This window comes from Streptomyces virginiae (assembly GCF_000720455.1).
GTDB classification, from domain to species: Bacteria; Actinomycetota; Actinomycetes; order Streptomycetales; family Streptomycetaceae; genus Streptomyces; species Streptomyces virginiae.
In genome coordinates this window covers 87,246-113,022 of record NZ_JOAK01000018.1, presented here as the reverse complement: position 1 = coordinate 113,022, position 25,777 = coordinate 87,246, and the positions used below count along the sequence as shown (strand labels likewise).

The 25,777-nt window shown below is 73.1% G+C and carries 21 protein-coding genes, 1 tRNA gene and 1 pseudogene; 10 read left to right on the top strand and 13 right to left on the bottom strand.

The genetic code is table 11. The features are described from left to right. Positions 1-53: 53 nt before the first annotated feature. The 5 genes from IG86_RS0125240 to IG86_RS0125220 all read right to left on the bottom strand — a co-directional run bounded on the left by IG86_RS0125240 (position 54) and on the right by IG86_RS0125220 (position 7,860). Positions 54-824, bottom strand: a complete 771-nt coding sequence (locus IG86_RS0125240) for an ABC transporter ATP-binding protein (RefSeq protein ID WP_030899896.1) — start codon at positions 822-824, stop codon at positions 54-56. Further along, positions 821-3,496 carry an ABC transporter permease subunit gene (locus IG86_RS0125235; RefSeq protein WP_030899894.1) on the bottom strand — a complete coding sequence of 892 codons (2,676 nt, stop codon included), beginning with the start codon at positions 3,494-3,496 and terminating at the stop codon, positions 821-823. Before IG86_RS0125235 ends, IG86_RS0125240 begins: the two co-directional genes overlap by 4 nt. Positions 3,497-3,505: 9 nt before the next feature. Then, entirely contained in the window at positions 3,506-4,774 is a 1,269-nt protein-coding gene (locus tag IG86_RS0125230; RefSeq protein ID WP_030899891.1) for an ABC transporter substrate-binding protein, read from the bottom strand. A gap of 134 nt (positions 4,775-4,908) precedes the next feature. Further along, on the bottom strand, positions 4,909-6,732 hold the full coding sequence (locus tag IG86_RS0125225; RefSeq protein WP_030899889.1) for an AMP-dependent synthetase/ligase: 1,824 nt from the start codon (positions 6,730-6,732) through the stop codon (positions 4,909-4,911). Between the two features lie 276 nt (positions 6,733-7,008). Beyond that, positions 7,009-7,860: a LysR substrate-binding domain-containing protein gene (locus IG86_RS0125220; RefSeq protein WP_030649589.1), complete on the bottom strand. Its 852-nt coding sequence runs from the start codon at positions 7,858-7,860 to the stop codon at positions 7,009-7,011. Positions 7,861-8,019: 159 nt separating this feature from the next. Between IG86_RS0125220 and IG86_RS0125215 the strand changes: the two genes are divergently transcribed. From IG86_RS0125215 to IG86_RS0125205, 3 genes are read left to right on the top strand one after another with little or no spacing between them, the layout of a single operon-like run. Beyond that, the gene (locus IG86_RS0125215) at positions 8,020-9,060 is read left to right on the top strand and encodes a bile acid:sodium symporter family protein (protein WP_030899885.1); all 1,041 of its coding nucleotides are present in this window, start codon (positions 8,020-8,022) and stop codon (positions 9,058-9,060) included. A gap of 9 nt (positions 9,061-9,069) precedes the next feature. Next, on the top strand, positions 9,070-9,501 hold the full coding sequence (locus IG86_RS0125210) for a hypothetical protein (RefSeq protein WP_030899883.1): 432 nt from the start codon (positions 9,070-9,072) through the stop codon (positions 9,499-9,501). A 1-nt stretch (position 9,502) separates the two neighbouring features. Further along, positions 9,503-9,982 (top strand): hypothetical protein, encoded by a 480-nt coding sequence (locus tag IG86_RS0125205; protein WP_030825611.1) that lies wholly within the window; start codon positions 9,503-9,505, stop codon positions 9,980-9,982. On the opposite strand, the gene fdhD is transcribed toward IG86_RS0125205, so the two are convergent. Continuing rightward, positions 9,972-10,799, bottom strand: coding sequence for a formate dehydrogenase accessory sulfurtransferase FdhD (fdhD, locus tag IG86_RS0125200; RefSeq protein ID WP_030825614.1), 828 nt, complete (start codon positions 10,797-10,799; stop codon positions 9,972-9,974). The genes IG86_RS0125205 and fdhD overlap by 11 nt on opposite strands. 206 nt (positions 10,800-11,005) lie before the next feature. Here fdhD and IG86_RS0125195 point away from each other — a divergent pair, with 206 nt between their 5' ends. Continuing rightward, a complete protein-coding gene (locus IG86_RS0125195) occupies positions 11,006-11,947 on the top strand; it encodes a beta-ketoacyl-ACP synthase III (RefSeq protein WP_030899879.1) in 942 nt (313 codons plus the stop codon). Here IG86_RS0125195 and IG86_RS0125190 read toward each other — a convergent pair. Beyond that, complete coding sequence (locus IG86_RS0125190) at positions 11,934-13,115, bottom strand: low temperature requirement protein A (protein ID WP_051785395.1); 1,182 nt, start codon at positions 13,113-13,115, stop codon at positions 11,934-11,936. The genes IG86_RS0125195 and IG86_RS0125190 overlap by 14 nt on opposite strands. A 279-nt stretch (positions 13,116-13,394) precedes the next feature. Here IG86_RS0125190 and IG86_RS0125185 point away from each other — a divergent pair. Beyond that, positions 13,395-13,479, top strand: a tRNA-Leu gene (locus IG86_RS0125185). A 405-nt stretch (positions 13,480-13,884) separates the two neighbouring features. Here the strand turns inward: IG86_RS0125185 and IG86_RS45115 are convergent. Continuing rightward, positions 13,885-14,628, bottom strand: a pseudogene (locus IG86_RS45115) (IclR family transcriptional regulator domain-containing protein); the annotation flags it as partial. 773 nt (positions 14,629-15,401) lie between these two features. After that, positions 15,402-15,977, bottom strand: coding sequence for a sigma factor-like helix-turn-helix DNA-binding protein (locus IG86_RS0125175; RefSeq protein ID WP_234315975.1), 576 nt, complete (start codon positions 15,975-15,977; stop codon positions 15,402-15,404). 461 nt (positions 15,978-16,438) lie between these two features. Between IG86_RS0125175 and metG the strand changes: the two genes are divergently transcribed. Further along, positions 16,439-18,154: a methionine--tRNA ligase gene (gene metG / locus IG86_RS0125170; protein WP_030825629.1), complete on the top strand. Its 1,716-nt coding sequence runs from the start codon at positions 16,439-16,441 to the stop codon at positions 18,152-18,154. 81 nt (positions 18,155-18,235) lie between these two features. On the opposite strand, the gene IG86_RS0125165 is transcribed toward metG, so the two are convergent. Next, positions 18,236-18,673, bottom strand: coding sequence for a hypothetical protein (locus IG86_RS0125165; RefSeq protein WP_030825632.1), 438 nt, complete (start codon positions 18,671-18,673; stop codon positions 18,236-18,238). Positions 18,674-18,912: 239 nt separating this feature from the next. Between IG86_RS0125165 and IG86_RS42415 the strand changes: the two genes are divergently transcribed. After that, the gene (locus tag IG86_RS42415) at positions 18,913-19,512 is read left to right on the top strand and encodes a hypothetical protein (RefSeq protein ID WP_030899869.1); all 600 of its coding nucleotides are present in this window, start codon (positions 18,913-18,915) and stop codon (positions 19,510-19,512) included. A gap of 84 nt (positions 19,513-19,596) precedes the next feature. Then, positions 19,597-20,373 (top strand): bestrophin-like domain, encoded by a 777-nt coding sequence (locus IG86_RS0125155; protein WP_030825636.1) that lies wholly within the window; start codon positions 19,597-19,599, stop codon positions 20,371-20,373. 79 nt (positions 20,374-20,452) lie between these two features. Here the strand turns inward: IG86_RS0125155 and IG86_RS0125150 are convergent, their stop codons facing one another. The 3 genes from IG86_RS0125150 to IG86_RS0125140 form a co-directional block, all read right to left on the bottom strand. Next, positions 20,453-21,622, bottom strand: a complete 1,170-nt coding sequence (locus tag IG86_RS0125150; RefSeq protein ID WP_030899866.1) for an MAB_1171c family putative transporter — start codon at positions 21,620-21,622, stop codon at positions 20,453-20,455. Continuing rightward, positions 21,619-22,176 carry a hypothetical protein gene (locus IG86_RS0125145; RefSeq protein ID WP_030649553.1) on the bottom strand — a complete coding sequence of 186 codons (558 nt, stop codon included), beginning with the start codon at positions 22,174-22,176 and terminating at the stop codon, positions 21,619-21,621. The genes IG86_RS0125150 and IG86_RS0125145 overlap by 4 nt, the downstream gene beginning before the upstream one ends. A gap of 64 nt (positions 22,177-22,240) precedes the next feature. Next, complete coding sequence (locus IG86_RS0125140; RefSeq protein ID WP_030825642.1) at positions 22,241-22,909, bottom strand: helix-turn-helix domain-containing protein; 669 nt, start codon at positions 22,907-22,909, stop codon at positions 22,241-22,243. Positions 22,910-23,125: 216 nt separating this feature from the next. Between IG86_RS0125140 and IG86_RS0125135 the strand changes: the two genes are divergently transcribed. Continuing rightward, positions 23,126-24,118 (top strand): helix-turn-helix domain-containing protein, encoded by a 993-nt coding sequence (locus IG86_RS0125135; protein ID WP_234350460.1) that lies wholly within the window; start codon positions 23,126-23,128, stop codon positions 24,116-24,118. A 231-nt stretch (positions 24,119-24,349) separates the two neighbouring features. Beyond that, positions 24,350-25,705 carry a family 4 glycosyl hydrolase gene (locus tag IG86_RS0125130; protein WP_030899858.1) on the top strand — a complete coding sequence of 452 codons (1,356 nt, stop codon included), beginning with the start codon at positions 24,350-24,352 and terminating at the stop codon, positions 25,703-25,705. Positions 25,706-25,777 lie beyond the last annotated feature (72 nt).

Sequence of the window (25,777 nt, the reverse complement as noted above, 5' to 3'; positions counted from 1 at the left end):
CGGCCCCTCGCACGACGTATTCCCGCCGGCCGGATCATGCCCCGGGACACCCCCTAGGCAGCCCCGAGGTACGCCTCCCGCACCAGCGGGTCCGCCCGCACCTCGGCCGGCGTGCCCTCGGCCAGCACCGTACCGAGGTCCAGTACGACCACCCGCGTACAGAGGTCCATCACGAAGGCCACGTTGTGCTCGACCAGCAGCACCGCGCAGCCGTCCTGCGCCGCCAGCCGCCGCACCACCGCCGCGAGCTGCTCGCGCTCGGGCGCCGACATCCCGGACGCCGGCTCGTCCAGCAGCAGCACCCGCGGCGGATCGGCCACCGCGCGCGCCAGCTCGACCATCCGGGCCTGCCCGACGGGCAATCCGCCCGCGTACGAGGTCCCCAGCGCGCCGATCCCGCAGTCGTCCAGCACCCGCTCGGCGCGCACCCGGCGGGCCCGCTCCCGGGCGCGCCGGGACGGGAGGGCGAGGAGGTCGGCGGCCGGCCCGCCCCCGCCGCCCCGCCACTCCTGCGCCACCAGCACGTTGTCGGCCACGCTGAGCTGCCCGAACAGCTGCTGGCGCTGGAACGTCCGGCGCATCCCGTGCCGGGCCCGCCAGACGGGGGAGCGGCGCGTGATGTCCGCCCCGTCCAGCAGGACCCGCCCCCGGTCCGGCCGGCGGATCCCCGACAGGACGTCGAAGAGCGTGGTCTTCCCGGCCCCGTTGGGTCCGATCAGCCCGCACACCTCGCCCGCCCGGATCCCGAGGTCCACCCCGCTCAGCGCCCGGACGCCGCCGAAGCGCACGCCGACGCCGCCCGCGTGGAGCACGTAGCCGTTCATGTCCCCATCCCCAGGTAGGCCTCGGTGAGCCGGTCGGCCTCCACCTCGTCCCGCGGACCGCACCAGGAGACCCGGCCCTGGGAGAGGTAGGCCACGGTGTCGGCGACGCCCAGGATCCCGGCGGCCTTCTCTTCCACCAGCAGCAGCGCGGTGCCGGCGTCGCGGAGTTCGGTGAGCAGCGCGTACACCTCCTCCGCCACGCGCGGGGCCAGCCCGAGCGAGGGCTCGTCGGCGATCAGCACCGCGGGCGGCCGCTGCAGCAGCGGAGCCAGGGCCAGCATCTGCTGCTCCCCTCCGGACAGGGCGCCGGCGCTGACCCCGCGGCGCTCGGCGAGCCGGGGGAAGCGGTCGTAGACGGCGGCCCGGGCGTCGGGCTCCCTGAGGTACAGGGCCAGGTTCTCCTCGATGGTGAGCGACGGGAAGATGCCCCGGCCCTCGGGGGCGAGCAGGACCCCGGCCCGAGACCGGCGCACGGACCCGTCGCCGGTCGCGTCCCGGCCGCGTATCCGTACCTCCCCGCCGGTGACGGGCAGCAGCCCGGCCGCGACCTTGCACGCGGTGCTCTTCCCGGCCCCGTTGGGCCCGAGCACGGCGAGGATCTCCCCGCGCCGCACGACCAGATCGACCCCGTGCAGCACGAGCCCGCCGTCGTACCCGGCCGTGACGCCGCGCAGTTCGAGGGCGGCATCGGCCTCGCCGGCCCGCGAGGCGCGGGGGTTGGGGAGCGCGGGCCCCGACGGGTCCGGGGCGGAGCCCCGGGACCCGGCGGCGCGCCGCCGCGCCAGCCGTACCGGGACGGCCGCGCAGTACCCGTCGGGGTCGTTGGCGAGGGCCAGGCCGGCCAGGCCGAACAGGATCACCGGCAGGTGCGCGGACGCGGTCACGTAGTCGGACAGCAGCCGCGGGGCCACGGCGTACACCAGTCCCGCCACCACCGCGTACTGCGGGCGCCGCACCCCCGCCGCCACCACGACCGCCAGCCACACCAGCCCCGTCATCGCCGTGAAGTCCGTCGCCGTGATCCGGGTGTTGTACGAGGCGTACAGCACGCCCCCGAAGCCGGCCAGTCCGGCCGACAGCGTGAACAGCAGCAGCTTCGTGCGCAGTACGGACACCCCGGAGGCGACGGCCGCCGCCGGGGCCGACCGCACCGCGAGCATCGCCCGCCCCGACGGCGATGCGCGCAGCGCCGTCAGAGCGGCGGCGACCAGCGCGACCAGCACCACCAGGGCCACCCCCAGGGCCCGGTCGTCGGACAGGTCCACCGGCCCGACCACCGGCCGCGGAACCGACCAGCCCGTGTCGCCGTTGCGCAGCCACCGCAGCTGGAACAGCGCCTGGTCGGCGAGGAACGCCAGCGCCAGCGTGGCCAGCGCCAGCGACCGGCCGCCCAGCCGCAGCGCCGGCAGCGCGACCAGCGCCCCCAGCAGCGCCGCCGCGCACGTCCCGACCGCCAGCGCGGCCACGAACGGCCAGCCCCGGCTCATCAGCAGCCCGGCCACGAGCGCGGCCCCGGTCACGAAGGTGCCCTGGGCGAGGGACACCATCGCCCCGAGCCCGGTCACCACGGTGAAGGACATGAACACCAGTGCCACGGCCAGCCCTTGCGCCAGCAGCCCGGTCCAGAAGGGTGTCGTCACCGTGTAGAAGGCGGTGCACAGCAGCGCGGCGCCCGCTGCCCACACCCCCCACCGCCGCCCCCAGGACGCCCCGGCCAGGTGGTCCACCGGCGGGGCGTCCACGGCCGCGACCCCCGCGGTCCGTGACCTGCGGGTCAGCACGAGCAGTCCGCCGAACAGGATCAGGAAGGGCACCGCCGTACGGAAGCCGGTGACGGATTCGGCGAAGGACGCGTACCCGGCCACCAGGTTCTGCAGGACCCCCAGCCCCAGCCCGCCCGCGAAGGCGAGCGGCACGGACGCGAACCGTCCGATGACGGCCGCCGTGGCCGAGACGAACAGGAACAGCGTGAAGTCGTGGGCCGACAGCCCCAGCAGGGGGGTCGCCAGCACACCCGCCAGCCCGGCCAGCACCGACGCGATCATCCACGCCACCGACGACAGCCGGTCGGCGCTGATCCCGCGCAGCTCGGTCAGCGAGCGGTTGTCGACGGCCGCCCGCAGCAGCAGCCCGATCCGCGTGTGCCGCATCAGCACCCACAGCGCCACCGCCACCAGCGCGGTGACCACCCAGGTGATCAGCTGGTCGGAGTCGATGCCGACACCGTCCGTGAGCTGCCAGGACTTCGCCGGGCTCGGCCCGACGCCCGGCAGCCCGAACCGGTTCTCCGCCGGCTTCACCGGGACGCCCGCGTCCGCGAGCAGCTCGACCGCCCACAGTCCGGCGGCGGGCAGGGCCACCAGCAGCCCGATGGTCGCCACGATCTGCGCCGTCTCGCCGACCCGCGCGAGCCGCCGGAACATCAGCCGGTCCAGCCCCCAGCCGAGGCCGGGGGCGAGGACGAACACCACCAGCAGCGACGCCGGGACCGCCGGCCAGCCCAGCCCGGAGTGCAGTTCGTAGAAGGTGAGCGCGCACAGGTAGGCGGTGGCCCCGTGCGCGAAGTTGAACAGCCCGGACGCCGAGTACGAGAGCACCAGCCCGGTGGCGAGCAGCGCGTACAGGGCGCCGGAGACCAGACCGCTCAGGACGAGGACGAGCAGATCCCCCATGCCGCGGTCCTACTTGAAGGGGATGGGCTCGTGGCACGTGAACGGGACGGAGACCTCGTACGCGCCGTTCTTCAGCTGTACGAGGGCTCCGCAGCCGAAGCTGTCCTTCTGCCCCTTGGGCAGCGCGCGGTCACCGACGAGCGTGCCGGTGTCGGAGAAGCCCTGCGCGGCGGCCTGGAAGGACTCGACGGTCAGGTCCTTGCCCGCCTTCTGCGCGATGGACAGGAACAGGTCGGCCGACATGTACCCGGTGAGCATGTGCATGTTGAGCGGCACGTCCTTGCCGCCCGCGGCTGCCTTGATGTCGGCCTTGAACCGGGCCATCTCCGGGTCGGCCGACTCGAACGGCTGGAACTGCAGCAGCACGTGGACCCCGTCGAGGGCCTGCCGGGTGGCGTCCTGGGCGAGCAGCCCGGGGTCGTAGTCGGTGGGGTCGGAGAGCAGCCCCTTGTACCCGCCGCGCTTGAGCGCGGTGAAGAGCCCGATGTTGTTGGGCGTCTGCATGACGGAGACCACCGCGTCCGGGGCCCCGCCGTCGTTGCTGGAGAGGATCTCCTTCACGTACGCGGACCAGTCGCTGGGGACGGCCGTGCCGGGTACGGAGGCCTTGGCGTAGGACACCTCGAAGCCGGCGCTGGCGAAGCCCTGCTGGAAGGTCCGGATGCCGAACTTCCCGGCGTCGCTGTCGTTGGCGATGACCGCGACCGACTTGCCCCGGGCCCCGCCGAGGATCCGGGCGATGCCCTCGGGCCAGGTCTGGTTCAGGGTGCCGCCGGGGGAGGGGACCAGGCAGCCGTTGAAACCGTAGACGTACTTGGGCCCGCAGAAGGAGGGCAGGGTGCCCCAGCCGAAGGTGGGCACCTTCTCCTGTTCGAGGAAGTCGGCGCCGGAGAAGGTCACGGAGCTCATGGGGGACACCGCGAAGACCTTGTCCTGCTGGACGAGCTTGCGGGCGGCCGCCATGTTCTTCGCGGGGTCCTGGCCGTCGTCCTCCGCGCCCAGGTATTCGATCTTTCGGCCGTTGACGCCGCCCTCGGCGTTGGCCCTCAGGTAACGGGCCCTGGCGCCGAGGTCGGTGTCCTTCTTGCTGTAGCCGCTGGCGGTGGTCATCGACACGATGCCGCCGACCTTGATCGAGTCGGCGGTCACCCCGCGCGTGTTGCCGGGCGCGTCGCCGGGCCCGCCCGGAGCCGTGCCGTTGGTGGAGGCGGAGTTGCAGGCGGAGACGAGCGCGATGGCCGTCGCCGCGGCGGCCAGGGTGCGGATCGGTCGCAACATGTCGGGGATCCCCTCCCGTCGGAATCCCCGCATTCTGTGTGTGACCTGACGCATCGTCAATATTGATGACCAGGTGAAGTGACGAACCGTCAGACGCGGTCGGCTGGGGCGGCTCCGCGCTCCGGATCCGCCGCTCACGTCTGGTAGAGCGCCGCGACCTCCTTCTCGTACACCTTCTCGATCGCCCGGCGCTTGAGCTTCAGCGAGGGGGTCAACAGCCCCCGCTCCTCCGTGAACTGCTCGGCCAGCACCCGGAAGGTGCGGATCGCCTCCGCCTGTGAGACCAGGGTGTTGGCGGCCACCACCGCCCGCCGGACCTCCGCCGTCAGCTCCGGGTCGCTCACCAGGTCCGCGGCCGGCATCTGTGGCCTGCCGCGCATCGACAGCCAGTGCGCTATCCCCTCCATGTCCAGCGTGAGCAGCGCCGCGATGTACGGCCGGTCGTTGCCGACCAGCACGCACTGCGCCACCAGCGGATGGGAGCGGACCCGCTCCTCCAGCGCCGCCGGGGCGACGCTCTTGCCGTTGGACGTCACCAGGATGTCCTTCTTGCGCCCGGTGATGACCAGGTAGCCGTCCTCGTCCAGCCGCCCCAGGTCCCCGGTCGCCAGCCAGCCGCCCCGCAGCACCGCCTCCGTGGAGCGGGGGTCGCCCAGGTACCCGGAGAAGATGTGCCCGCCGTGCAGCCAGACCTCCCCGTCGTCCGCGATGTGCACCGTGCTGCCCGGGATCGGGCGGCCGACCGTCCCGTACTTCGTGGCCTCCGGGGGGTTCGCCGTGGCCGCCGCGCAGGACTCGGTCAGCCCGTACCCCTCGAAGACCGTGATCCCGGCGCCGTCGAAGAACAGCCCGAGGCGGCGCGACATCGCCGACCCGCCCGACATGGCGTACCGGACCCGCCCGCCCATCGCCTCGCGGACCTTCCCGTACACGAGCTTCTCGAAGAGCTGGTGCTCCATCCGCAGCGCCGCCGAGGGACCCGGCCCGGTGCCGAAGGCCTTCCGCTCGCGCGCCTCCGCGTACCGCACGGCCGTCTCCACGGCCCGGTCGAAGGGTCCCGTGCGGCCCTCCGCCCCCGCCTTGCGGCGGGCGGCGGCGAAGACCTTCTCGAAGACGTACGGGACGCCGAGCACGAAGGTCGGCCGGAACGCCGCGAGGTCGGGCATCAGCTCGGCCGCCGCCAGCACCGGCTGGTGCCCGAGCTTGACCCGCGCCCGGACGGCCGCCACCTCCACCATCCGCCCGAAGACGTGCGCCAGCGGCAGGAAGAGCAGGGTGGAGGGCCGGTCGCCCTGCCTGCCCTGGAACACGGACTCCCAGCGGGCCACCAGGGTGTCGGCCTCATACATGAAGTTGGCGTGCGTCAGCACGCACCCCTTGGGGCGGCCGGTGGTCCCCGAGGTGTAGATGACCGTGGCCGTCGCGTCGGGCGTCACCGCGCCGCGGTGACGGTGCACGACGTCATCGGCGACCGAGCGGCCGTCCTCGACGAGCGCGTCGACGGCCCCGGCGTCCAGCTGCCACAGCCGTCTCAGGTGCGGGAGCCGGTCGATGACCGAACCCACCGTCATGGCCTGGTCCTCGTTCTCCACGACACAGGCCGTGCAGTCGGTGTCGTAGAGGATCCAGTGCACCTGCTCGGTGGAGGACGTCGGATAGACGGGGACGGGCTGGGCGCCGATCGCCCACAGGGCGAAGTCGAACAGCGTCCACTCGTACCGGGTGCGCGACATGACGGCCACCCGGTCCCCGAAGCGCACGCCCTGGGCCAGCAGTCCCTTGGCGAGCGCCAGCACCTCGGCCGCCAGCTCGCCGGAGGTCACGTCCCGCCACACCCCGCCGGTCTTGCGGCCCATGACCACCCGGTCCGGCTCCTCGCGGGCGTGCTGGAAGACGACGTCGGCCAGCCCGCCGACGGGCGCGCCCGTGACGATCGGTGGGACGGTGATCTCACGCAAGGCCCCGCTCCTCTCCGCGCGCCGCGGTGAACGTACCTCAGCGTCAAGGGGGGTAGATCGGCGTTCGGATTCCTCCACAAGACCTCCCCAGTGATCACGCCGTTCACGCCGCTGACGTGCGGGTCGGACGGCGCGGGCGGCCCGCCGCGCGCCCGGCGGCCACCCCCGCGCGCCGGTCCGCGCCCGGCCGGTACGCGCATCGGCGGTACGCGCGTCGCCGGTACGCGTCCGGGCTGTACGCGTCTTGCCCGTACGCGTCCGTGCGGTGCGCGGCGGTCAGCCGCTGCGCGTGAGCCGGTCCGCGCCCGACAGGACCGCCGCCGCCAGGGCCTCGGCCGCGGGCGACGCGCGCGGCCCGCGCACCAGCGCGAACTCCACCGGCCCCAGCTCGGGCAGCCCGCCGACCCGCACCAGGCCCGGCGGGATCAGCCCCCGCGTGTGCGCCATCACGCCCAGTCCGGCCCGGGCCGCCGCCACCAGACCGCTCAGGCTGCCGCTCGTGCACGCGATCCGCCACGCCCGGCCGTCCCGTTCGAGCACCTCCAGGGCCCGCGCCCGGGTGATGCCCGGCGGCGGGAAGACGATCAGCGGAACCGGCCGCTCGGGATCCACCCGCAGCCCCTCCGCGCCGATCCACACCATCCGGTCCCGCCAGACGAGCCGGCCCCGCTCGTCGCCCGGCCCCCGCCGCTTCGCCAGCACCAGGTCGAGCCGCCCCGCGTCCAGCCGTTCGTGCAGCGTGCCCGACAGCTCCACCGACAGTTCGAGGTCCACCTCGGGGTGCTCGTGCCGGAAACCCTCCAGGATCTCCGGGAGCCGCGACAGCACGAAGTCCTCCGAGGCGCCGAACCGCAGCCGCCCCCGCAGCCGCGTCCCCGTGAAGAAGGCCGCCGCCCGCTCGTGCGCCTCCAGGATCGTCCGCGCGAAGCCGAGCATCGCCTCGCCGTCCTCCGTCAGCTCCACGCTGTGCGTGTCCCGCAGGAACAGCGGCCGCCCGGTCGCCTCCTCCAGCCGCCGCACGTGCTGGCTGACCGTGGACTGCCGTACGCCGAGACGCCCCGCCGCCTGCGTGAAGCTCAGCGTCTGGGCCACCGTGAGGAACGTACGCAGCTGCACCGGGTCGTACATCCCCCCATCGTAGGACGCTCATCCCGATCCGTGATGACAGTGAGAGCGGTGTACGGGTTTCCCGATCACCGCCGCGGCCCGACCATGAAGGGACGAAGAGCACCCGGTCCCACCCGGCCGGGGTCCCGCCCGTCCCGACAGCAAGTGAGCACCCTGCGCATGCGCCGCCCGCACCTCCCCGCCCGGCTCCCCCTGGACCCGTACGTCCTGGCCCTGCTCGGCACCGTCGGCCTCGCCGCCCTCCTGCCCACCCGCGGCGCGGCCGCCACGGCCGCCGGCGCCGCCTCCACCGCGGCCGTGGCCCTCCTCTTCTTCCTCTACGGCGCCCGGCTCTCCACCCGCGAGGCACTCGACGGCCTGCGCCACTGGCGGCTCCACCTCACCGTGCTCACCTGCACCTTCCTGCTCTTCCCGGTCCTCGGCCTGGCCCTGCGCGCCCTCGCCCCCGGCCTCCTGCCGCCACCGCTCCAGAGCGGGCTGCTCTTCCTCTGCCTGGTCCCCTCCACCGTCCAGTCCTCGATCGCCTTCACCTCGATCGCCCGCGGCAACGTCCCCGCCGCCATCTGCGCCGGCTCCTTCTCCAGCCTGGCCGGCATCGTGCTCACCCCGCTGCTCGCGGCCGTCCTGCTCGGCGGCCGCACGGGCGGCTTCTCCCTCGACTCCCTCCTCAAGATCACCCTCCAGCTGCTGCTGCCCTTCCTCCTGGGCCAGGCCCTGCGCCGCTGGGTCGGCGGCTTCCTCACCCGCCACAAGAAGACCCTCGGACGCGTCGACCGCGGATCGATCCTGCTCGTCGTCTACACCGCCTTCAGCGCGGGCGTGGCGGCCGGCATCTGGCAGCAGGTCAGCCCGCTGCGCCTCGGCGCGCTGATGCTCCTTGAGGCCGCGCTCCTCGCGGTCATGCTGCTCGTCACCTGGTACGGCGCGGCACGCCTCGGCTTCGGCCGCGAGGACCGCATCGCCATCCAGTTCGCGGGGTCGAAGAAGAGCCTGGCCGCCGGACTCCCCATGGCCAGCGTGCTGTTCGGGGCCCAGGCCGCCCTCGCCGTGCTCCCGCTGATGCTCTTCCACCAGATGCAGCTGATGGTCTGCGCCGTCATCGCCCGCCGCCGCGCCGCGGACCCGCGGCCCGAACTGCCCGCCGACCGTGTGGCGGAGGTCTCCCCCACCGCTCAACAGGCTGCTTCCCAGGCCCGGTAACGTGCGGTGGTGACCTGGATACGCCCGCTCGGCGCCCACGCCGAACGCCCCTGCACCCTGGTGGTCTGCCGCGGCTGCTGCTGCGGCGACCCCCGCAAGAACCCCGGCTCCGACCACGCGGGCCAGCTCGCCCGGCTGCGCGAGGCCGCGGCCGCCTCCGGGGGCCGCCTGGCCGTCCGTACGAGCGACTGCCTCGGCCCCTGCGCCCAGGCCAACGTCATCGTGGTCCAGCCCACCACCGAGGCCCGGCGCCGCGGCGCCCGCGCGGTCTGGTTCGGCTGGGCCCTCGACGACACCGCCACCGACGAGATCATCGCCTGGGCCGAATCCGGAGGGCCGGGCTCCACCCCGCTCCCGGCCACCCTGGACCTGCACCGCATCGACCCGCCGGCCCCGAAGCCGCCGGCCGACGCCGGCCGCCGCTCCCGCCGCAGGCGCTGACGTGCACAACCCCGCCCGCGCGGTGACCATGGCGCTCAGCCTGCTGTTCGGTCTGCTGTTGCTGCCGGCCCTCGCCCTGGCCCTGACCCTCGGCCTGTTGGGCGGGTCCTCCGCCCCGCTGACGGAGGAGGACGTCATCGGCACCTGGCACGGCGACCGCGGAGCCCGGCTGGAAGTGCTGTCCGACGGCCGGGCGCTCCTCTCGAACGCTTCGGGCTGGCAGTGCGCACGGGGCCCGGAGCCGGGAGTGTTCACCGGCGAGGGCAGCTGGACCCTCGCCCACCTCCCCGACGAGAACCCGGGGATCCGGATCCGGTTCAGCCCCGAAGGAACGCCCGAGGTCCAGCAGTGCAACGACTGGTTCAACCTCGGCGGGACGGGCAAGGAGGACTCCGCGGGCGACGGCAGCCGCGTATGGGCCACCTTCCTCGGCTACAAGCAGGGCGCCGCGGAGCGGTTCCGGCGCGCCCCTACAGGGTGATCCGCTCCTCGCCCGCGTAGATGTTCATGTCCGGGCCCCGCAGGAAACCGACCAGGGTCATGCCCGACTCCACCGCCAGGTCCACCGCCAGCGAGGACGGCGCGGAGACGGCCGCCAGCACCGGTATGCCCGCCATCACCGCCTTCTGCGCGAGCTCGAAGGAGGCCCGGCCCGACACCAGCAGGACCGCGCCCGCCAGCGGGAGGCGTCCCGCCTGCAGCGCCCGGCCGACGATCTTGTCCACGGCGTTGTGCCGGCCCACGTCCTCGCGCAGGTCGAGCAGCTCGCCCTCCGCCGTGAACAGCCCGGCCGCGTGCAGGCCGCCCGTACGGTCGAAGACCTTCTGGGCCGCCCGCAGCCGGTCCGGAAGCCCGGTCAGGACCTCCACCGGCACCCGTACCGGGTCGGCGGCGATCCCCGGGAAGCGGCTCGCCGTCCGGACCGCGTCGAGGCTGGCCTTCCCGCACAGACCGCAGGACGAGGTGGTGTAGACGTTCCGCTCCAGCGTGATGTCCGGCACCGGGACCCCGGCGGCCAGCTGGACGTTCACCACGTTGTAGGTGTTGGAGCCGTCCTCGGTCGCACCCTCGCAGTACGTGACCGCCTGCACGTCCGACGCGCCGGCGAGCACCCCCTCGCTCACCAGGAAGCCCACCGCCAGGGCGAAGTCGTCGCCCGGCGTCCGCATGGTGATGGCCAGCGGTTTGCCGTTCAGCCGTATCTCCAGCGGCTCCTCGGCCACCAGTGTGTCCGGGCGGACACCCGCCCCGCCGTTCCGGATCCGGACGACGCGACGGCGCTCGGTGACCCGTCCCATGGTGATCAGCCCACCCCTTCTGTTTCTCGCCGATGTCCGACGTACTCATTCTCGCGGTTCCGCATCCGACCAGGTCCCGGGCAGGGAGCTCCTCGGGAAGCTCCAAAATCAGGGGCCGGAATCCTGTTGGGTCACACGCACACGTACCCATCAGTAGCAGGCAAAGCTGGGTGATCCTGACTTCCGTACGAGGGGGGACCCCGCCCATGACCGGTTCACGCGTGGTGGCGCTAGGGCACTACCAGCCCGCGAGAGTGCTCACCAACGAGGACCTCGCGGCCATGGTCGACACCACCGACGAGTGGATCCGGTCCCGCGTCGGCATCCGCACCCGCCACGTCGCCGGCCCGGACGAGCCGGTGGACGAGCTGGCCTACCACGCGGCCGGAAAGGCGCTGGCCGGCGCAGGTCTGACCCCGGACGACATCGACCTCGTCCTGGTCGCCACCTCCACCGCGATCGACCGTTCGCCCAACATGGCCGCGCGCGTCGCCGCCAAGCTGGGCATGGGCGCCAGCCCCGCCGTCATGGACATCAACGTCGTCTGCTCGGGCTTCACCCACGCCCTCGCCACGGCCGACCACGCCATCCGGGCCGGTTCCGCCACCCGCGCCCTGGTCATCGGCGCCGACAAGATGACCGAGATCACCGACTGGGCCGACCGCACCACCTGCGTGCTCACCGGCGACGGCGCGGGCGCGGCCGTCGTCGAGGCCTGCGACGAGCCGGGCATCGGCCCGGTGCTGTGGGGTTCGGTCCCGGAGATGGGCAACGCGGTCCGCATCGAGGGCTCGCCGCCGGTCTTCGCCCAGGAGGGCCAGTCCGTCTACCGGTGGACCACCAGCCAGCTCCCGCCGCTCGCCCGCAAGGTGTGCGAGAAGGCCGGGGTGGCTCCCGAGGAGCTGGCCGCGGTCGTCCTCCACCAGGCGAACCTGCGGATCATCGAGCCGCTCGCCGCGAAGATCGGCGCCGTCAACGCCGTCGTCGCCCGCGATGTCGTCGAGTCCGGCAACACCTCGGCCGCCAGCATCCCGATGGCCCTGTCGAAGCTGGTCCAGCGCGGCGAGATCCCCTCCGGCGCGCCGGTCCTCCTCTTCGGCTTCGGCGGCAACCTCTCCTACGCCGGCCAGGTCATCAGCTGCCCGTGACGCTTTCCGTGGCCGCTGCCCGCGCCCGCCCGGCGGGGGAGCGGCCACCCTCGGCGATCACCGCGCAGACCAGGACGACCGCCAGGGCCACCAGCTGGCCCGCCCCCGTCCAGCCGGTCCCCACGGGCACGGTGGCGAGCGCGAGCACCAGGGCCGTCGCGCGGTAGCGGGCCGGCCCGAGGCCCAGCACCGCCCGGAAGACCAGGTTCCCGGCCAGATAGAGGGCGACCCCGCCGGCCAGCGCGACCGCAGGGCCGGTGTGCAGGTGCTCCCCGAGGTGCCCGATGGTCTTCTTCACCCCGGCCGCGAAGACGGCGATGCCCAGCAGCACCGGCAGGAACGCGTAGTAGTACGCGGCCATCGCCAGCTTGAAACGCCGCTCCGGCGGGGTGTGCGCGAAGACCTCCTCGGCCCGGCCCTCGTCGCGCACGAAGTACATCCACCACATCGCCGACGCGATCGTGAGGGCCAGGAACGCCCCGCCCGCGATGCCGGCGGACAGGGGCAGCGAACCCACCCCGATGCCGATCGCGATCACGGACTCGCCGAAGACGATGATCAGCAGCAGGCCGTGCCGCTCCACCAGGTGCGCCGCGTTCATCCCGCCCAGCTGGTCGCCGACCGTCTGCTCGGGCACCTTCGGCTCCGCCGCGGCCCCGCTGGCGGCGACCCGCTGCACGACCACCGGGGTCACGAACTGCAGCAGCAGCGCCAGCAGCCACAGGCCCCAGGCCGGCAGCCCGTCGAAGAACCCGGCGGCCGTCACCGCCAGCGCGCACAGCACGTTGGGCAGGGCGAACCACAGCACCCCGCGGCCGTGCGCCTGGGTGAACAGCGCGCCGTGCACCAGTACGACCAGCAGGTACCCCAGGCCGAAGGCGACACCGCCCGCCCCGAACGCGGTGGGCACGGCCAGCGCGCACACCATGAAGGCGCCCATGGCCAGCATGAGCAGCACCCGTCTGACGGTCCGGTCCGGCGGCACCTGATTGGTCAGGTGGGCGTAGCCCCCGTACATCCAGAACAGCACGGTGAAGATGAGCACGACCTGCCCCGCGCCCCGCGGGGTCAGGTCGTCCGCCAGCAGCACCGTCAACTGCGTGATGGTGAAGACGAAGACGAGGTCGAAGAACAGCTCCAGCGTGCTGACGCGGTGCTCGGTTTCCATGCGCGGCTCCCCCCGGATGTGTGCGCAGCCATCCGACCGCCCGGCGCCCGCCGTTGTCCACCCCGATACCGACATCCGGGGGCCCGACCGGGCCCGCCCGTCCCCTGCCGCACGGGCCCCCGACCTCGGCGAGACGGCCCGTCTTGCCGACCCCGTCCGGGCATGCCCGCAGGTCAGCCCGGCGTGGCGGACCGCGGCCGCCCGGATAAGTGGTCGGAGACCCGCCGATCCTTTGCTATTGTTGTCCATGTCGCCGCGGGAAACCGGGGCCGACCACCGGTCCGGGTGGCGGAATGGCAGACGCGCTAGCTTGAGGTGCTAGTGCCCTTTATCGGGCGTGGGGGTTCAAGTCCCCCCTCGGACACAAGCAAGAGCCCCACACATCGTGTGGGGCTCTTCGTGTTGCTCCGGCGCGGTCCCCCACTCACGTACCCAGGACCACCAGCCCCGTCGGGCGGGTCAGGCTGCCCGGGGTGACCGAGGTGAAGGTGTGCGGGAGGGACAGGCGGGGGGCGTCGCCGTCCGGGGCCGCGTCGAACAGGTAGGCCGCCCCGGCCGTGGTGTCGCTGACCAGGTGCGGGCCCTGCGGCGCCGCAGCGGCCTCCGCGAGCGGGGTCCGGAAGAGCTGCCGGAGGTGGCGCAGGGTCTCCGGGGTGACCGGCGCCCGCATCGGCTGGGGCCGGGCCGGGGTCGGGGTTTCGGGCCGGTCGGGTGCGCGGCCGGGCTCGACGGCGGGCGCGGGCGCGGGGTCCGGGGGGACGGCGCCGGTCAGGAGCAGGGCGAGGAGGACCGGTACGGCCTTGCGGCGCAGCGTCTCGGTCGCCGACCGCAGCCGGTGGGCGTGCGTCGCGGGCAGCGACAGTGCGAGGCTCCCCGCGGCGCCGCCCATGGCGAGGGGAACGGCCGAGCAGACGACCCCGGGGGAGTATTCGAGCAGGTCGAAGACGGGTGCGCCGGGGGCCACCGCGTCCAGCGCCGTGAACAGGGCCCGGCTGTCGGTGATGGTCTGCGGGGTGAGCCGCGCGGGCCGGTGCCGGGCCACGTGGTCGGCGCGGCGGTCGTGGTCGAGCTGCGTCAGCAGACACTTGCCCACCGCGCTGGCGTGCGCGGCGTCCCGGAAGTCCACCCACTCCCGGACCGGCGGCGTCGCCGGCCCGGCCGCCATCTGCGTGATGTGGACCTCGCCCCCCGCGTACCGGCTGAGGTACACGGCGGCGCCCGCGCTGTCCCGGGCCAGGGCCAGCGTCCGCTGGAGCTGCCCGGCCAGGCCGTGGCCGCCGGGACCGGCGAGCCGGTCCAGGGCCGGGCCGCGCGCGTACGCCCCCACCCCCAGCCGGTACGCGTACTCCTCCTCGCACAGCATCGCCAGGAGCGGCCGCAGTTGCGCCTCCGCGAGGCCCGACTCCCGTGCGAGCTGGGCGGCCCGGACCCCCAGCGGGTGCTGCTCCAGCACCCGTACGACGGCCAGGGCGCGGCGGGCCTCCACCAGCGCCTCGCCCGAACCGCCCTGCACGACGGTCCCGCGGGCCGCGGCCGTCAGCGCGGGATGGCGCAGCGGCCCGGTGCCGGGCCGGCCCGCCGCCGTCGGCGCCACGACCGTGACGGGCGGCGGCGGCAGGAACGCGCCCAGCGCGAGCGACAGCCCGGCCCTCGGCAGCGGCACCGGGCCCAGGTCGGGGTCCTCGCACTGGTCGACGTAGCGCAGGACGGCGGCCTGCGCGCACAGCCGGACCTCGCGCAGGTCCCGCCGGCCGCCCGGGCGGTAGCCGCGGCGGCCCAGCTCGCGCGCCCAGTGCCGGGCGTCGTGGTGCTCGCCGCGCCGGGAGTGGTCGAGGAAGAGGCAGTAGGCGGCCGCGGCGGCCTTCGCGCTGCCGGACGCTGCGGCGAACTGCCACCAGAACCGGGCGCCTTCGCGCATCCCGGCGAGGTGCAGCAGGCAGCCGAAGACGACGGCGCCGGACAGGTCGGTGCGCACCCCGGTGAAGGAGTCCAGGTGCGCCGCGGCGTCGGGCTCGCACACGGAGGCCAGACAGATCGCCTTGAGGTCGCGCCGGGCCCGCTCGGCGTCGAGAGGACGGTCCCGGACCGGGTCGCTCCAGCCGTGGGACGCGCGGCGCCGGGCGCGGTGCGGGACGGACGGGTGCGGTGTGGCGCGCAGCAGCCTGGCCTCGGCCGCGCCGAGGTCGTAGTGGCGGTAGCGGTCGCGGACGCCCGCCCGGGCGAGGAACTCGGCCAGTGAGCGGGGCGCGGGGTCGCCGTCCGGCCGCTCGAGCCGATCGCGGCGCCTCATGAGGGGGCTGGTTCGGACGGACCGGCCGATCCGGCCGCTTCCGGCGGATCGGCGGTGGTGTCGAGCAGCCGGGCGAGGCGCCGGTGGGCCTGGCCGAGGTGGGAGCGGACCGTGGCCTCGTCGACGCCCATCACGGAGGCCGCCTCACCGGGGGTGCACTGCAGGCCGTACCGCAGGAGCACGGCGTCGCGCTGGCGCTCGACGAGCCGGGAGACGGCGGAGTAGAAGCGGATGGTGTCGGTCAGCACCTCGTACTGGTCGGCGTGGGCCTCCTTCAGCGCCGCCTCGAAGGCGCTGATGTCCATCGGCTCGGGCTCCTGCTGCCAGGGGTGGCGCCGGTGCTGCCGGTCGACCAGGCAGTGCTTGAGCACGGTCCACGCGTAGGCGTCCAGGCGGTCCATGTGGAGCATGCGCAGCCAGTCGCCCATGATCGAGTCGAAGGTGGCGTCCACCGCCTCCTCGGCCGCCGCGTCCGAGCCCAGCTGCAGATACGCGAAGCGCATGTACGCGGGGCGCCGGTTGGCGTGGAAGGCCCAGTACGACAGGCGTGCCGTCGGGTCCCACTGGCTCATGGGAGTCGGCCGCCGACGCCGGCTCGGCAGTCCCACGGCCCCTCCGGACTCCTCCGGTCCGCCATCGCTCACCGCTCCACCTCCGCTCCACCTCGTCCCCCGGTGCGCACAAGCAGGAAAGCAGCGCGGGCGCACTCGGGGGGCGCAGAGAAGAAACCTGGGAAGCATTCCGTCGCCGATGATCGAACCGTGATCGTTCTCGATCACACAGGGCTCCAGCCAGCACGTATGCATATGCCTCCTGCCGGTGCCGCCGTACCTCGGGTCAGGCGCGCCGTCGGCCCGCTGTAGCATGGGCCCGATCGCGAGGGCCGTGACGGAGAGGTCACTGTCCTCGCTTTTGCGTTATGCCCACCAGGAACAAATGCGGCGCGTGGCCGATCGGCGGTTCGATACGATGAACCGCACTCACAGTCCGTGACGTCACGTCGTACCGCACATAGGAAATGGAGCATCCGAGGATGGCTCGACACCTGATCACCAGCGCGCTTCCGTACATCAACGGGATCAAGCACCTGGGCAACATGGTCGGGTCGATGCTTCCGGCGGATGTGTACTCCAGGTACCTCCGCCAGCGCGGCCACGACGTCCTCTACATCTGCGCCACCGACGAGCACGGCACCCCCGCCGAGCTCGCCGCCAAGGAGAACGGCGTCCCGGTCGCCGAGTTCTGCGCGCAGGCCCACGACGCCCAGAAGGCGGTCTACGACGGCTTCGAGCTGTCCTTCGACTACTTCGGCCGCAGCTCCTCGCCGCAGAACGCCGAGATCACCCAGCACTTCGCGCGCCGGCTCCAGGAGAACGGCTTCATCGAGGAGCGCGCGATCCGGCAGGTCTACTCGCCCGCCGACGGCCGCTTCCTGCCGGACCGCTACGTCGAGGGCACCTGCCCGCACTGCGGCTACGACAAGGCCCGCGGCGACCAGTGCGAGAACTGCACCCGCGTCCTGGACCCCACGGACCTGATCGAGCCCCGCTCGGCCATCTCCGGCTCCACCGAGCTGGAAGTCCGCGAGACCAAGCACCTCTTCCTCCTGCAGTCCAAGCTCCAGCACGAGGTCGAGGCCTGGGTCGCCGAGCACGAGGAGGAGTGGCCGCAGCTGGCCTCCTCGATCGCCCGCAAGTGGCTGACCGAGGGCCTCCACGACCGCGCCATCACCCGTGACCTCGACTGGGGCGTCCCGGTCCCGGCCGACACCTGGCCCGACCTGGCGGCCGAGGGCAAGGTCTTCTACGTCTGGTTCGACGCCCCGATCGAGTACATCGCATCGACCAAGGAGTGGGCCGACGCCGACCCGGCGAACCGCGACTACAAGTCCTGGTGGTACGAGGCCGAGGACGTCCGCTACACCCAGTTCATGGCCAAGGACAACGTCCCGTTCCACACGGTGATGTTCCCCGCCACCGAGCTGGGCACCCGCGAGCCGTGGAAGAAGGTCGACTACGTCAAGGCCTTCAACTGGCTGACGTACTACGGCGGCAAGTTCTCCACCTCGCAGAAGCGCGGCGTCTTCACCGACCAGGCGCTGGAGATCCTCCCGGCCGACTTCTGGCGCTACTTCCTCATCGCCAACGCCCCCGAGTCCGACGACTCCTCCTTCACGTGGGAGCACTTCGCCGCCACGGTCAACAAGGACCTCGGCGGCACCCTGGGCAACTTCGTCAACCGCGTGCTGACCTTCTCCCGCAAGAAGTTCGGCGACGAGGTCCCGGCCGGCAGCCCCGCGGGCGAGGCCGAGGCGAAGCTCGGCGAGCAGATCGCCGAGCTGCTGGCCGAGTACGAGGGCCACATGGAGACCCTCCAGTACCGCAAGGCCGCGGCCGCGCTGCGCGCCCTGTGGTCGGCCGGCAACGCCTACCTGGACGAGAAGGCCCCGTGGCTGGAGGTCAAGACCGACCTCGACGCCGCCGCGCTCACCCTGCGCACCGCGATGAACCTCATCCACCTCTACTCGGTGGTCTCCGAGCCGTTCATCCCGGCCTCGGCGCGCGCCATGCGCTCGGCGTTCGCGCTCGCCGACGACACGGCGACGTGGGTGACCCCGGAGCAGGCCAAGGCCCTGGACGCGGTCCCGGCCGGAACCCCGTTCACCGTCCCGCCGGTGCTCTTCGCCCGGGTCACCGAGGAGGACCTGGAGTCCTACCGCGAGCGTTTCGGTGGCACCGAGGCGGGCTGACACCCCGGTGACCGGCTGACGCCGGTCCTGCCGGCCGAAGGGGCGCGACCACACCGGTCGCGCCCCTTCGGCGTCGGAGGGTCAGTAGGTCAACAGCGGTGAGGACACGAACTGCGCGAATTCGTAGTTCTTTCCGTTGGGCAGGATCTGCAATTCGGCCCGGTACACGTGCCCCTCGGTCGGGTTGGGGAGAACGAATTCCTTCCGCTGCGACCCGGGTCTGTTGCACGGCGCGAAAGAGGACTCCCAGCGCCATCCGGTGGTCTCGTCGAAGGAAACGAGCCGTAGCCGGCACGACGGGGCGGTCGCGGTGCCGAGGTCGGCACGCGCCTCGAAGACGAGATCCTCGTCCGCGTCGCCCTCGATCACCGTGATACAAGCCTGCATGGACGCGGGGCCGTTGCAGCCGCCGCCCGTGGACGCCGCCGCGGGTCCGGCGGCGCCCGAGAGCGCCGCGCCCGCGAGGAAGGTGGTGGCCGAAGCCGTGACGAAGAAGCGCTGGAATGTGATGACAGACATGAAGGCAATTCCCCTCTGAAGGATTTCCGAAAGAACACGCCGAGCATAAATGGCCTCTACATCGATCGGCGTGTGAATTTCCCTCCCGGGAGCGGCCGGGCTCCGGCGTGGGGTGGCGGCCCCTTGGTCTGTTTCCGGACGGATTCGATCTTCACCGGTCCGCCGCGTGTCGAAGCCGGGACGTGATCGTTTCTTCAGGCGTAACCCTCATGTCTGCTGCGGATCAGGGAGGACGCGCGGTGACCGCTTGGCAGTACTTCGCCGGGGCGGGGCTGGTGGCGGCGCTCTGTCCGCTCCACGGCCACGTGGCGGTCGCGGGCGACGGCCACGGCCGCGGAGCCCGCGTCGACCTGTGCGTGCCGGCCGGCCAGCCGAAGCGGCCCGTCGTACCGCCGGCCGGCCGGCCCCCGGTGCGGGTCGCCGTGCCCTGGGTCGGCGGGCCGACGGTGCGCCACCCCGGGCGGATCCCCGAGATGGCCGCCGGGGTACGGCCCGGGCGGCCCGCGCCGGCGGAGCCGCCCGGGCCGGCGCAGCCGCCTGCTGCCGTGGATCCCGCCGGGCCTTCAGCGGAGGCCGTGGCCGCGCGGGCGGAGCCGCTGGCGCCCGCGCCGGGTCCGCAGGAGGGTTCCGGGCCGGCTCCGGCCGAAGCGTCCGCCCCGCCCCGGCCCAGGGCCGCCGCCGCGCCCGTGAGCGCCTTCCACGTGCGCCCGTACCGCTCTGTCGCCCTGCAGCGGCGCGGCCCGGGCGGGATGTCCACCGTGATGCTCATGGTCGTCGTCACCACGCCGGCCGTTCTGGCCGCCGCCGCGCTGCGCCCCCGCGGCAAGAGCCGCCGCTGACCGCCGCACCCCCGACCGTCCACCGCTCCGTCCGCCCACCGTTGCGCCACCGTCCGTCCACCGATCCACACCGGGAGAATCCACGTGTCCGAATGGCTGGTCCTGGCCATTGCCATGGCGCTCGTCTGCGCCCTCGTCCTCGCCTTCACGGCGATCCGGCACCGCCGGGCCGCCGCCGACGAGGACACCAGCGAAACCCCCGACGTCATCGAATACATGACGATGATGGTGGGCGTGGTCTACGCGATCGTGCTGGGCCTGGCCATCGCGGGCGTATGGGAGGCGCGCGGCGCCGCCGAGGACAGCGTGCGCCGGGAGGCCCAGGCGCTGTACGAGGTCACCCAGCGCGCCGACGTCTACCCGGCCGCGGTCCGCGACCGGATCCGCGGCGAGGTGGACGCGTACGTCTCCCACACCGTCGCCGTGGACTGGCCGCTGCTGACCTCCGGCGAGGGCGCGTCGGCCGAGGGCGGCGAGCTGCTCGGCAAGCTCCGTACCTCCGTCACCCACCAGAGCCCCGCCACCGAGCTCCAGGCGCAGGCCTACCAGCCGCTGCTGGACCACATCGCGGCCGCCGACGAGGCCCGCCACTCGCGCACCCAGAGTTCCGAGTCGACGCTGCCGAGTGTGGTGTGGTTCGGGCTGCTGGTCGGCGGGGTGGTCACCGTCGGGCTGATCTTCACACTGCAGATCCGGCGCTCCGGACGGGAGCTGCTGCTGGCGGGGCTCTTCAGCGCGCTGATCGTGTTCCTACTGTTCATGGTGTGGAGCTTCGACGCGCCGTACGGGCGGGACGGGATGGATTCGGCCGGACCGTTCCAGGAGCTGTTCCCGAAGACGGCGGTGGCCGCGGCCCGCTGAGCGGGACGGCGGCCGGGTGGTGGCCGGGTGGTGGCCGGTGCCCCCGCCGGGGCCCCAGGCCGCCCGTGCACCGCACCCGCTAGACCGTCACCTGTCGCCTGGCCGCGTGCACCACGGGCGAACGCCGCAGGGCGTCGGAGATCCGCAGGAGGTCGCGCGGCCCGTCGGAGGCGGTCGGCAGGACCTCCTCGTCCTCGCCGATGATCTTTCCCTCGGGGTCCGCCGAGCGGGCCCGTACGGCGGCCGCGACCATGGCCGCGTCGGCGACCGCGCGGGCCGTCTCCTCGTCGGCGCCGTCGGCGAGGGCGGTGTCGTAGGCGTCGTCGCGCAGGCCCTTGTCGAAGTAGGGGCCGAGGTGCAGGAACCCGTCGTGGATGTCGGACTCCCGCTGGATCACGCGCAGTTCCCCGGCCGTCCACCAGGCCATCTGCACGGAGGGTGTGCCGACGGGGGCGGAGATCTGCACCTCCTGCCACAGCGGGCCGAGCCGGCGGTACGTCGCCCAGGTCTGCCAGTGGTCCGAGAGCCGCTGGCAGACGAGCGGCACCACGAAGCCCATGGCGCTGATCAGCGCGCCCAGCGAGGCGAGCGGCGGGGCCACGTAGGTGCTCAGGCCGTCGAGGTCGTGGCCGAGCCAGCGGGCGACGACGGCGGACATCTTCGTGGCGTCGTAGCCGAGGTTGAAGATGTAGCCGGCCACGATGATCATCAGCCCGACGCGGAGCCAGCCGCGGACCTGGAGCGACCAGCGCCAGCACAGGACCACCATCACCACCGCCGCCACGTGGTGGGCCAGCAGGTAGAGGGCGATCATGTGGCCGACGTAGGGCGTGTTCGCGTAGAAGGTGTCGAAGTCCCGCAGGCGTTCCTCGGGGGTCTCGCCGAGGGCGAACAGGACGATCAGGGCCACGATCACGATGCTGTAGCCGAGGATCCAGCGGCGCGAGACGCGCTTGGTCTGCTCGGGCGGCCCGCCCCGCCAGTTGACCATCAGGACCAGGCAGGACGCGCTGAAGGCGGTGATCAGGCAGTACACCAGCGGGGCCGAGAAGTTGACGATCCCGGTCCAGCGGTTGACCGCCGCGATGGTGGGGGGAGCGGCGAAGGAGAACACCGCCCCCGCCAGGGCCAGCAGGGCGACGACCGAGCGCAGCAGCGGGTCGCGCCAGTTGTGCCGCAGGGCCGGCAGCTTGAAGGCGAGCGAGATCGCCATCGCCGCCGCCGGTATGTAGTAGTCCTCGCCGGTCAACGGTCGTTCCTCAGTCCCCGGTAGCCGAGCGAGGCCTCGATCCGGCCCGCCAGGTCGTCGCGCTGGACGGGGGGCCGATGGCTCGCCGATCCGGCCAGCCAGTTGCGGCAGCGGCTGCCCAGCAGTAAACCGAAGGTCTCGGCCTCGGTCTCCTCCTGGACGTCGGCGCGCGTACGCGCGGCGACGCGGCGGACCGTCTCGCCGATGTCGGCCTCGTCGGACAGCAGCCGCGCGGCGACGGCGGCGCCGTCGACGTGGTGGCTGCAGTGGCCGGCCTTCATGTGCCACAGCTCGTGGCCCAGGATGACCAGTTGGTGGTCGGGCGCGGTGCGTTCCTCGATGACCACGAGATCGCGGTCCGCCATGTCGAGCCACAGACCGCTGGCCGTCCGGGGCGGGAAGGAAGCCATCCGGAAGTCGACCCGACGGCCGCGGTGTCTGCTCATGCCCTCACAGAGGGCAGCGTAGAGGTCCACGGGTTCCACGGGGGCGGTCAGCCGGATGCCGGCCACCAGCTCCCCGCACAACCGCCGCTGCTCTCTGCCTATGCTCACCGTTCTCCCCGTCGGCGCGGATCCGGATCAGGACTCAAGGATCAGACCCAGACTTTCGACTGGGTCAGGATTCGTTCGGTTTTACGCTTTCGAGGAGCATGTCCAGCCATTCGGTCACCTTGTCCCGGTGCTTGTCGCTGGGCAGTTGGGCAGCGCGCCAGGCGATGCCCCGTACACCGTGGTTCTGCAGGAGTCTTGCCAGCGGATCGCCCGCCGATGCGGCCGAGGCCGGTACGGTTTCCCGCGCCCGCCCCGCATAGTCCTGGAGCAGCTGTTGTTCGGTCCGCTGGAGCGCGTCGGTGAGGGCGTCGGCGTCGTGGGCCGTGAGGAACCCGGCGTGCACCCCGAAGAAGCGCTGGATCGCGTCGCAATGCTCCATGGTGGGGCGGCGGTCGCCGTTGATCAGGGCTCCCGCCTGCTGCCTCGACATGCCGGCGCCGTCGGCGATCTCCTGCTGGGTGTAGCGGCGGCCGTTCGCCTTGACGCGCGTGCGCCGGAGCAGGTCGAGGCGCTGCAGGAAGCGGGCCTGGAGGTCGGGTTCGCCGGCCGGCCTGCCTTCGAGCAGGGTCTTCACCACATCCGTGGGCACGCCCGAAGCCTCCGAGAGGCGTCGCAGGTCGAAGACCTGGTTCAGCTCGCGGCCCATCTTGCCCGCGAGTTCGGCGACGCGGGTGATGGTCGCGGCCAGGGGTGCGTCGGCCACCGCGACGGGAGCCGGGAAGCCGTCTGTCACCAGTGGTTCTCCTAGATCGCGCGAAGTCGGTACGGCACATGGTCGGCTTCTGGAATCTAGCCGCTCTCGCCCGGAAGGGCTAGAACGTGCCACAGCTGTGGCGGGAATGAGCTGTCAAGAGGCTGGAATTGCCACAATAGTTGACACTCGAATGAAGTCGGTAGCAGGATCGCCACACGGAAATGAAGATCCAGACCGGAGGAGGGGGAGCTCTCAGTGCCACATCTCGCAGCGGTGGGCCCGTCCGATGGCCTCGCCCGAGCCGGTGAGGAACGCCTGGCGGGCGAGGAGTCCGCGCGCGGCGCCGTGCGGTCCGAGCGACGCAAGGAGATTTTGCGCCAGCGTCGCGAAGAGCTGGGGCTGAGCCAGGAGGACCTCGCCGCCCGGCTGCGCATCAGCGTGCGTGCGTACGGCAACTGGGAACGCGGCCTGGTCAAGGAGTGGACCGACCGCAAGCTCCTCGCCCTGGCCGAGGCCCTGGAGATGAGCGAGCGCCAGTGCTTCTGGCTCTTCCGCGTCATGGTCGACCGCGACCCGCCGCCCACGTGGCGGGCCTCCGACGAGAACCGGCTCCCCGAGGACCCGGCGCAGCGCGACTACCTGTGCGACTACGCGGCGCTCATGGAAGCCGTGCCCTACCCGAGCTTCCTGGTGGACCACCGGTGGGACGTTGCCCTCACCAATTCGGCCTTCGACCAGCTCTTCCAGTCCGTGCGGCCGCACCCGACGGCCCTGCCGGACGACAACTTCCTGCGCTTCGTGCTGTTCCACCCGGACGCTGCGGCCGTGCTGGAGGACCACGAACCGGCCTGGTGCGTACCGCTGCTCGCCCAGTTCGCGGCGGCGCTCGCCGAAGCCCCGGAGGACGAGGGGCTGTGCAGCATCCGCCAAGAGGTGGCCCGCGACCCGTTCATGGAGGCGGCCTACCGGTACGGCGTCCCCCACTGGCTGAGCAAGAGCGGGCCGGATGCCGCCGAGCAGGACGGCGCGGTGCGCACCGTGCGCCATCCCGACCCGCGGTGGGGTCTGGTGCGCTGCCGGATGGTGGCCGAGACCAGCCGCATGCTGGACGAGATGGGGCTGACCCGGATCACCCTGATCCTGTCCGGGCCGCAGGGCGTGCCGACGGGCCCCGGACGCGGTGGCGCGGCCGTCACCTACCCGCCGCAGGGCGCCAGGCTGCGCGCCGTGCCGTCGCTGGGGGACTGACCGGCCGGGGCAGACTGGTCCTGCGGGCGGGAACCGCCGCCTGCCGGACCACGTGTCGCCGATCGTGTGATCGTGGCACGGGTCCTGACACGGATCGTGTCACCGATCGTGTCACCGATCGTGGCACTGGTGCCTCAGGGGTGCGGGTGGTGGTACGGGTTACGGGTACTGCCACCGGTACGGGCATCCGTACCGGCACCGGCATCTGCACTGGCGAAGGGCGGTAGGGGCGTGCGGCTGACGATCCTCGGCGGAGGCGGCTTCCGGGTACCGCTCGTCTACGGCGCACTGCTCGGGGACCACGCCGAGGGGCGGGTGTCCCACGTGACGCTCTACGACGAGGATCCCGACCGGCTCGCCGCCATGACCCGCGTCCTCGCCGACCTGGCCGCGGCCGCGGCGGTGCCCGACGCCCCGGCCGTCACGGCCACCCGGGACCTGGAGGAGGCCCTGCGGGGGGCCGACTTCGTCTTCTCGGCCATTCGCGTCGGCGGCCTCGAAGGACGTGCCGCGGACGAGCGCGTCGCCCTGGCCGAGGGCGTGCTGGGCCAGGAGACGGTGGGCGCGGGCGGGGTCGCGTACGGACTGCGGACCGTTCCGGTGGCCCGTGCGATCGCCCGCAGGATCGCCCGCGTGGCCCCCGAGGCCTGGGTCATCAACTTCACCAATCCGGCCGGCCTGGTCACCGAGGCCATGGCCGAGGAGCTCGGCGACCGGGTGATCGGCATCTGCGACTCGCCGGTGGGCCTCGGCCGGCGCATCGCCCGGCTGCTGGGAGCCCGCCCGGAGGAGGCCTGGATCGACTACGTCGGCCTCAACCACCTGGGCTGGGTACGCGGCCTGCGCATCGGCGGCCGGGACGAACTGCCCCGGCTGCTGGCCGACACCAAGGCGCTGGAGTCCTTCGAGGAGGGCCGCCTCTTCGGCGCCGAGTGGCTGCGTTCGCTGGGCGCGATCCCCAACGAGTACCTCCACTACTACTACTTCAACCGTGACACCGTACGGGCGTACCAGGAGGCCGGGCAGACCCGCGGGGCGTTCCTGCGCGACCAGCAGCGCGGCTTCTACGCCGAGGCCGGCCGGGCCGGGCTGCCGGCCGGCGCGGCGCTGGCCGCCTGGGACCGGACCCGGGCCGAGCGCGAGGCCACGTACATGGCCGAGAACCGCGAGGCGGCCGGAGTGGGCGAGCGCGACGAGAGCGACCTGGAGTCCGGCGGCTACGAGAAGGTGGCCCTGGCGCTGATGCGGGCCATCGCCCGGGACGAGCGGGCCACGCTCATCCTGAACGTCCGCAACGGCTCGACGCTCTCCGTCCTGGACGCCGCGGCGGTCATCGAGGTGCCCTGCCTGGTGGACGCGAACGGCGCCCACCCCATGGGCGTGGAGCAGCTGCCGCTGCACGCGGTGGGGCTGGTGACGGCCGTCAAGGCGGTGGAGCGGGAGGTCCTGGCGGCGGCTGCGAGCGGTGCGCGGGCGGACGCCGTCAAGGCCTTCGCGCTCCACCCGCTGGTCGACTCCGTGGCGGTGGCCCGACGGCTGCTGGACGGCTACGCGCAGGCCCATCCGGGCCTGGCCCACCTGCGCTGATCCGCCCCTGCGGGCGCCGGGACGGGCCGGGCGCGGGCACGGGTGGGGGGCCGGGCTGGGGGCCGGGTACGG

Excerpts from the sequence above, each read along its gene's own strand:
- IG86_RS0125240 (WP_030899896.1), bottom strand. The coding sequence starts at position 824 with ATGAACGGCTACGTGCTCCACGCGGGCGGCGTCGGCGTGCGCTTCGGC.
- IG86_RS0125235 (WP_030899894.1), bottom strand. The coding sequence starts at position 3,496 with ATGGGGGATCTGCTCGTCCTCGTCCTGAGCGGTCTGGTCTCCGGCGCC.
- IG86_RS0125230 (WP_030899891.1), bottom strand. The coding sequence starts at position 4,774 with ATGTTGCGACCGATCCGCACCCTGGCCGCCGCGGCGACGGCCATCGCG.
- IG86_RS0125220 (WP_030649589.1), bottom strand. The coding sequence starts at position 7,860 with ATGTACGACCCGGTGCAGCTGCGTACGTTCCTCACGGTGGCCCAGACG.
- IG86_RS0125215 (WP_030899885.1), top strand. The coding sequence starts at position 8,020 with ATGCGCCGCCCGCACCTCCCCGCCCGGCTCCCCCTGGACCCGTACGTC.
- fdhD (WP_030825614.1), bottom strand. The coding sequence starts at position 10,799 with ATGGGACGGGTCACCGAGCGCCGTCGCGTCGTCCGGATCCGGAACGGC.
- IG86_RS0125195 (WP_030899879.1), top strand. The coding sequence starts at position 11,006 with ATGACCGGTTCACGCGTGGTGGCGCTAGGGCACTACCAGCCCGCGAGA.
- IG86_RS0125190 (WP_051785395.1), bottom strand. The coding sequence starts at position 13,115 with ATGGAAACCGAGCACCGCGTCAGCACGCTGGAGCTGTTCTTCGACCTC.
- IG86_RS0125175 (WP_234315975.1), bottom strand. The coding sequence starts at position 15,977 with ATGAGCCAGTGGGACCCGACGGCACGCCTGTCGTACTGGGCCTTCCAC.
- metG (WP_030825629.1), top strand. The coding sequence starts at position 16,439 with ATGGCTCGACACCTGATCACCAGCGCGCTTCCGTACATCAACGGGATC.
- IG86_RS0125165 (WP_030825632.1), bottom strand. The coding sequence starts at position 18,673 with ATGTCTGTCATCACATTCCAGCGCTTCTTCGTCACGGCTTCGGCCACC.